At 32.1% G+C, this 7,319-nt stretch carries 7 protein-coding genes and 4 tRNA genes; 10 read left to right on the forward strand and 1 reads right to left on the reverse strand.

What is annotated here, in order from left to right; all coding sequences use genetic code 11:
• Nucleotides 1-14 precede the first annotated feature (14 nt).
• The 5 genes from murA to mreB all read left to right on the forward strand — a co-directional run bounded on the left by murA (nt 15) and on the right by mreB (nt 4,861).
• Nucleotides 15-1,268 carry a UDP-N-acetylglucosamine 1-carboxyvinyltransferase gene (gene murA, locus IO99_RS16520; protein WP_035135404.1) on the forward strand — a complete coding sequence of 418 codons (1,254 nt, stop codon included), beginning with the start codon at nt 15-17 and terminating at the stop codon, nt 1,266-1,268.
• Nucleotides 1,269-1,414: 146 nt separating this feature from the next.
• Nucleotides 1,415-2,524 (forward strand): stage II sporulation protein D, encoded by a 1,110-nt coding sequence (spoIID, locus tag IO99_RS16525; protein WP_051824264.1) that lies wholly within the window; start codon nt 1,415-1,417, stop codon nt 2,522-2,524.
• Nucleotides 2,525-2,661: 137 nt separating this feature from the next.
• Nucleotides 2,662-3,354: a M23 family metallopeptidase gene (locus IO99_RS16530; RefSeq protein WP_035135406.1), complete on the forward strand. Its 693-nt coding sequence runs from the start codon at nt 2,662-2,664 to the stop codon at nt 3,352-3,354.
• A 121-nt stretch (nt 3,355-3,475) separates the two neighbouring features.
• On the forward strand, nt 3,476-3,730 hold the full coding sequence (spoIIID, locus tag IO99_RS16535; RefSeq protein ID WP_035135408.1) for a sporulation transcriptional regulator SpoIIID: 255 nt from the start codon (nt 3,476-3,478) through the stop codon (nt 3,728-3,730).
• 96 nt (nt 3,731-3,826) lie between these two features.
• Complete coding sequence (gene mreB / locus IO99_RS16540; protein ID WP_035135410.1) at nt 3,827-4,861, forward strand: rod shape-determining protein; 1,035 nt, start codon at nt 3,827-3,829, stop codon at nt 4,859-4,861.
• A 330-nt stretch (nt 4,862-5,191) separates the two neighbouring features.
• On the opposite strand, the gene yyaC is transcribed toward mreB, so the two are convergent.
• The gene (gene yyaC / locus IO99_RS16545) at nt 5,192-5,722 is read right to left on the reverse strand and encodes a spore protease YyaC (RefSeq protein WP_035135412.1); all 531 of its coding nucleotides are present in this window, start codon (nt 5,720-5,722) and stop codon (nt 5,192-5,194) included.
• 97 nt (nt 5,723-5,819) lie between these two features.
• Between yyaC and IO99_RS16550 the strand changes: the two genes are divergently transcribed.
• The 5 genes from IO99_RS16550 (at nt 5,820) to IO99_RS16570 (ending at nt 7,264) form a co-directional block, all read left to right on the forward strand.
• Entirely contained in the window at nt 5,820-6,470 is a 651-nt protein-coding gene (locus tag IO99_RS16550; RefSeq protein ID WP_035135414.1) for a hypothetical protein, read from the forward strand.
• Between the two features lie 421 nt (nt 6,471-6,891).
• Nucleotides 6,892-6,976: transfer RNA gene (locus tag IO99_RS16555), tRNA-Tyr, on the forward strand.
• 5 nt (nt 6,977-6,981) lie between these two features.
• A tRNA-Val gene (locus IO99_RS16560) sits at nt 6,982-7,057 on the forward strand.
• A 42-nt stretch (nt 7,058-7,099) separates the two neighbouring features.
• A tRNA-Thr gene (locus IO99_RS16565) sits at nt 7,100-7,174 on the forward strand.
• 5 nt (nt 7,175-7,179) lie between these two features.
• Nucleotides 7,180-7,264: transfer RNA gene (locus IO99_RS16570), tRNA-Tyr, on the forward strand.
• Nucleotides 7,265-7,319: the final 55 nt, after the last annotated feature.

The raw sequence follows: 7,319 nt of genomic DNA on the forward strand, positions 1-7,319 counted from the left end.
AATGGAGGATTAACATGAGTAAATTTTATATAAATGGAAACCGTAGATTAAAAGGGAGTGTAAACATAAGTTCAGCCAAGAATGCTGTATTACCAATACTAGTGTCCACTATACTAACAGATAGTGTATCAACCATCAATGGATCACCTATGCTAGAAGATGTATTTGTACTATGTGAGGTATTAAGATCTCTTTCAGCAGAGGTTAATATAGATAGAGATAATAATAAAATTGATATTAATACAAAAAACTTAAAATATGAAGGTATAGATAATGACTTAGTAAGAAAAATGAGAGCATCTTTCCTAGTTATAGGTGCAATGGTAGCTAGATTTGGAAAGGCAAAAATTTCTCTGCCTGGAGGATGTAAAATAGGATCTAGACCTATAGATTTGCATTTGAAGGGACTAAAAGCTTTAGGAGCAACAATTAAAGAGGAACACGGATATGTTGAAGTAGTTGCAGAACAATTAGAGGGTAATACAGTTTATTTAGACTTCCCATCTGTGGGAGCCACAGAGAACTTGATGATGGCTGCAACTCTTGCTAAAGGAGATACTTTTATAGAGAATGCAGCTAAGGAACCTGAGATAGTAGACTTAGCAAATTTTTTAAATAAAATGGGGGCTAAGATTCAAGGTGCAGGAAGTGGTAAGATATGCATAACAGGAGTAAAAAGATTAGAAGGAGTTTCGTATACACCTATATTTGATAGGATTGAAGCAGGAACATTTATAATAGCAGCACCCATTACAAAAAGTAAAATTACAATAGAAGGTGTGGATGAAGAACATCTCAAGTCAGTGATAGTTAAATTACGTGAAATGGGTGTTAAGATTGATGTATTCGGAAATAAAATTGTTGTAGATGGAGATGTAGAATTAAAACCCACAGATATTATGACTATGCCTCATCCAGGATTTCCAACAGATATGCAATCACAAATGATGACATTATTAAGTATTACACCTGGAAGAAGCAGTGTGACAGAAACTATATTTGAAAATAGGTTTATGCAGGTGGCAGAGTTAAGAAGGATGGGAGCTAATATTAATGTTAACGGAAGAATTGCGACAATAGAAGGTGTTAAAGAGCTTACAGGAGCTGAAGTAGTAGCACCAGATCTTCGAGCAGGAGCAGGACTGGTTTTGGCAGGTTTATGTGCTAAGGGTGAGACTATAGTAGATCACATATACCATATAGATAGAGGATATGTAACAATAGAGGATAAACTCAATGCCCTAGGCGCAGAAATAACTAGAATATAATTATACTTTATATAGCTCAGCTTTTAATTTAAGGCTGGGCATTTTTATATTTACAAAATTATAAGCATATTACCATAAATATAATAATAAATATAACTAAGTCTATCTAGTATAGGAGAGAAGTTTATTTATTAGGAGGAAGAAAAGTGAAGTACTATGGGAGGATTAAAATAAATTTTAATTATGATAAAGCTATAGTTATAATTAAACCAATATTGATGGTGGCTATTTATTCAGCAGTATTACTAGGATTTCTAATATTATCCTATAAATTGATATTAGGTGAAGGAGGTAATATGGGAAAAAAAGGAAATGACTCATCACAGGCTATAGAAGTGATGCAATCTAAAAATAAAGGTGAGAAATCAAATAAGGGCACTTCCTTTAAGCTAGATGTAGATACAATAAAGGTTTATTTGACAAAGGAAAATAGGATTATAGAGGTGCCTTTAGAAGAATATATTAAGGGAGTAGTATGTAGTGAGATGCCATTAAACTTTAATAAAGAGGCTTTGAAGGCACAAGCTATAGCAGCAAGGACATATACCTTAGCTCATACAAAAGCTGTATCAAGTGGATGTGCCAATGGAAGAGGAGCAGATTTATGTGATACTGTTCACTGTCAGGTATATACACCCAAAGAAGTAAAAATAGCTCAATTAGGTATAGGTGGAGAAAATAAATGGAAACTAGTTGAAGATGTGGTGAATGAGACTGGAGGACAGGTATTAACATATAATAATGAATTAGTATTGGGGGCTTATTATTTCTCTACAAGTAGTGGAAAAACTGAAAATGTTGAAGATGTATTTTCTACAGCACTACCTTATCTTAGAAGTGTTGAAAGTTTAGGTGAAGATATTGCACCAAGATATAAAAGTACGGAAACTATAGACATAAACAGATTTGCGCAAGTGGTTAATAGCAGTTATAGTAATGCAAATTTATCACCTGCTAATCTACAAGATCATATTAAAATAAATAATTATACAGATGGTGGGTCAGTGAAAGAAATAACCCTTGGCAATGTTACTATATCAGGGGTTAAATTTAGACAGTTGTTTGGATTGAATTCCGCTAACTTCTCTTTAGAGTTTTTAAATAATCAAGTTGCTATAAATTGTAATGGCTTTGGTCATGGAGTAGGTATGAGTCAATGGGGAGCTAATGTAATGGCTAGCCAAGGCAAGAGTTGTGAAGAGATTTTAAAACATTATTATACAGGTATTGAAATAAAAAATATCAATGAAAATTAGAAAGAAATAGGGCTTTTGCCCTATTTTTTTAGTTTTTAGCAAAAAAATAAGAAAAAAATGAGATAAATAAGAAAAAATTTTTCTTATAGTGTATTAATTTCCCAATAAACGTCCACAATACTGATGGAGGTGTTTTTATGAACAATAAACTTAATAAAGTGAAGCAATTTTTCAAAAAAGAAGGCTTCTATGTAATTTTATTTGTTTGTCTATGTGCTGTTGCTACAGTTGCAGCTATAACAGCTGGAAGAAATAACAATAAGAATTCTGAAGAAGATAAAGTAGCATTAGAACAAACAGAAAAAGAAGTTGTAACTCAACCAGAAAAACCTGAGAATGCACTACAAGTTAAAGAGGAGCTTGAGCCAGTACCAACAGTTAAGAATAATGATACTGCAGCAGTTTCATCTCAAACTAAAGTTAGTTTTAAAAATCCAGTAGAGGGTACTTTAGGTAGAGCATATTCTGAAGATCCAGTATATTGGGCAACAACTAAGAGTTATAAAAATCACTTAGCTATGGATGTTAAAGCCGCAGAAGGTTCAGCAGTTGTAGCAGTAAGTGCTGGAGTGGTTAAAAAAGTAGATGCAAATACAGAAGGTACCTATGTAGAGATAGACCATCAAAATGGACTAACTACAATATATGGAAACCTTAAAGAACAGGTTCTAGTTAAAGCTGGAGATAAAGTAACAGCTGGTCAAGAAATAGGAGCTGTAGGTAAAACTACAAACCTTGCATATGAGGAATATGGAGATTATCTTCACTTCCAAGTATTACAAGATGGAAAAGAAGTAGACCCAGCTAAATATGTTAGTTATAAGAAATAACTAAAATAGAATTAATATTCTTGCTAGCTTTTAAACTTTAAAGTAAAAGGCTAGCAAGAATGTAATTTAAATAAGTAAGTTAGCATATTTATAATTATAGAAGGGTTAAGGAGGTAACACTTTGAAAGACTATATTGAAGATAGAGTACTAGAAGTAGCAAAATATATAATAGAATCCGAGGCTACAATAAGAAAAACAGCATCGGTATTTGGTGTAAGTAAAAGTACAATTCATAAGGATATGACTGAGAGATTACCTAAAATAAATGCTCAAATAGCAGAGGAAGCAAAAAACATCTTAGATCTAAATAAAGCTGAAAGACACATTAGAGGTGGAAAAGCTACTAAAATGAAATATAAAACAATTGAAGGTTAGATAGAATAGTAATATAATAGGTGTATATTGTTTTAGTAAATATTGTATAGTATTTCAATAAGAAGAAAATACTAGAGAGCAGGAGTGAATTTTAAGATGTTTTTTTTCGGTGTAGGAACAGATATGGGAATAGACCTAGGTACGGCTACAGTACTGGTTTACACAAAGGGTAAGGGTATAATACTAAAAGAACCTTCAGTTGTAGCAATAGATAAAAGTGCCAATAAGGTCTTAGCAGTAGGTGAAGAAGCTAGAAAAATGATAGGTAGGACGCCAGGAAATATTGTTGCAATTCGTCCACTTAGAGATGGGGTAATATCAGATTATGATGTTACAGAAAAAATGTTAGAGCACTTTATAAAAAAAGCTTGCGGTAAGAGAAAGATGTCAACACCAAGAGTTGTAATGTGCGTACCATGTGAGGCTACTGAAGTAGAAAGAAGAGCTGTTGAGGATGCGGCAAGAAATGCAGGAGCTAAAAAGGTTTTATTAATTGAAGAACCTTTGGCAGCAGCTATAGGAGCAGGGTTAGACATAACTAAAGCTAGTGGTAATATGGTTATTGACATAGGTGGAGGTACCACCGATATAGCAGTAATTTCTCTAGGAGGAATGGTTGTAAGAGAGTCTATTAAAGTTGCTGGAGACGATTTTGATGATGCTATAATTCGTTACATAAGGAAAAAGCATAAATTAATGATTGGAGAAAGAACAGCAGAAGAACTTAAAATAAACATTGGATGCGCATATTCTAAAGATGAGGATATGAAGGCAGAGATAAGAGGAAGAGATCTTATAACTGGACTACCTAAAAATATCACAGTTTGTTCTAGTGAGATGGAAGAGGCATTAAAAGAAGCTGTTACTTCCATAGCTGAATGTGCACATTCTGTACTAGAAAAAACACCACCTGAACTGGCTGCAGATATAGCTGATAAAGGTATAATAATGACTGGTGGAGGAGCTTTATTAGATGGATTAGACAAACTCATTGAAAAAGTTACTAATGTACCAGTATATGTAGCAGAAGATTCAGTATCTTGTGTAGCTGTTGGAACAGGAAAAATGCTTGACTATGTAGATAAGTTAGACGATTCGTTTACAGGATATAATGTTTCAATAAATAGTTAAGATGTACAAGTTAGAATATTAAACCTATATTTTAAATTATGTAAATAAGTTTATATGATGTCCAACAATAGAAGTTAAAAATAAAGGTTATATAAATAGAAAAATGTGATTTAATATACCTACTATACAAATATTAATTTGTATAGTAGGTATATTTTATTTTGTATCATTTCTAGTTGTTGTAAGGAACTCATTTTCTATGAAAGGGAGAGTTAATAATAACTATAATTCTATCTTTGAAATTAAGGGTTGATAAAAAGATTTTAATAGTATAAATAGTTAAATAAGTCCATGTACTGTATATAATATCTAGGTGATAATCCTTCGTTATTAATCACATAACGAGCTGAGATAATACCCATGAACAAGTCCTTGAGTTATTACTTTAGAGATTTCCAAAATTAGATTTAATCGTATATTTCTACTTGTAAAGGGTTCATCAATATCGCTAGAATCGACAATACCTATTATTGATATATCACCTACAGGGGAAAGAGATTTACCAACACCTTTTCCAGGATTAATGGGGTAATCTCGAACTTGTATCTCGCCAATTTTATTAGGAGGACCAAGACAAGCATCGATACCAATAATTTTAGAATCTGGATGTTTTAATTTTATATCCGATAGTTTACTATCTAAATTTAATGCGTGTATAGGATTAGCTATAGTTCCATAGACTGGCAATGGAAAAAATTTTTCTTCTAACATGCTACCAATAAGAGGACCTAAGCAGTCTCCAATGCATCTATCAGTTCCTATACAAACAATAATTGTGTTTGCATTTAATTCATCTTTTAAAAAGTTGGATAAGGTATAATAACCTAATGAATCTTTGTAATGAATCTTAACTTTGCTCACAGAAACACCTCCATATGAATTTATATGAAGCAACTCCGGTATAAATTCTAAAAAATATGGAATAATTTAGATAGTTTTTATTTAAGGAGGATATGTTATGAATAGAAAGGGATATTCTGTGATCATAATTCTATATACAATAGTAAATATAATAGCTTTAGTGAGCTTTAATATAAGTAATGAAAATTTAGATTACAAAGAGGAAAATAAGGTTATAGCTGAAAGCAATGAAAAAGTTGAAAATTATAATAAAGAAATTACTACTGGTATAGAAAAGGAGAATATGGATGCAAATACTTCACGGGATTTAATTAAAAATAATGGGGTTAATGAAACTATTGTATCAGATGAAGAATTAAAAAAAAGAAGAATTCAAGCTGATAGAGAAAGGCAAAATCAGCTAAATAAAATTTATAAGAGTGATAATGAAATAGTTAAAATTGATGAAATCGAGTTTGACAAATATAATAAGCAGGTTAAGGAAAAAAACAAAGTAATGAAGGTACCACCAGAAGAATTAATAGATGAGTTAACAATTTCAGAGAAGGCAAAGATAATAGGTATATGTAAAGATTTGAATGAAGAAGACTATTCAGAGATAAATGAATTCCTTACTTATAATAATGAACGATTAGCTGTATTAAGAACACTTAATGTAATAGAGCGTAAGGTAAATGAAGAGCAAATAGAAGAATTAAAGAAGATATTTTCTAAATATATAGATATGGACAAAGTAGAAGGAAATTAATTATATAAATAACTATTTAAATATAAACTTATACTAATAGTTCTCTAGGAAAATAGATATCTAGTTTCCTAGAGAACTATTAAAATAGAGAACTATAAAAATAGCTGTTCTGTTCATGCGGGTTTCAGGTATTATCATGTAAGAAATAAATTAAATATATTGAAATAATAGTTTATTATTAATACTTTTAATTAGTATAATGATTTAAATTTAAGTGACGAAATGCCTAAAATAAAGAATTTATGATTAATTGAGAAAAAAACAATGAAATTTTTATAAAAATATTAAAAAAAGGGGTTGAAAAAAAATCAATATAATTGTATACTAAGTCTTGTCAGTTTAGTGACATTTTTATTTATGTAAAAGATTGGAAATTAGCTCAGGTCAAGCTACTGTGAAAATCTAGTTATATTAAAAATATGGAGGAGTTCCCGAGTGGCCAAAGGGGGCAGACTGTAAATCTGTTACGTTTCGTTTCGATGGTTCGAATCCGTCCTCCTCCACCATATAAGGTCGCATAGCTCAGCTGGGAGAGCACCTGCCTTACAAGCAGGGGGTCACAGGTTCGATCCCTGTTGCGACCACCATAATGAATTTAAATTCATTAAACTGCACAAATTATATAATATGCTGGCATGGCTCAACGGTAGAGCAGCTGATTTGTAATCAGCAGGTTGTAGGTTCGATTCCTATTGCCAGCTCCATAAGTGGAGGAGTTCCCGAGTGGCCAAAGGGGGCAGACTGTAAATCTGTTACGTTTCGTTTCGATGGTTCGAATCCGTCCTCCTCCACCATATAAGGTCGCATAGCTCAGCTGGGAGAGCACCTGCCTTACAAGCAGGGGGTCAC

Origin of the sequence: Clostridium sulfidigenes (genome assembly GCF_000732635.1) — a bacterium.
In the GTDB taxonomy this organism is placed as follows: domain Bacteria; phylum Bacillota; class Clostridia; order Clostridiales; family Clostridiaceae; genus Clostridium_J; species Clostridium_J sulfidigenes.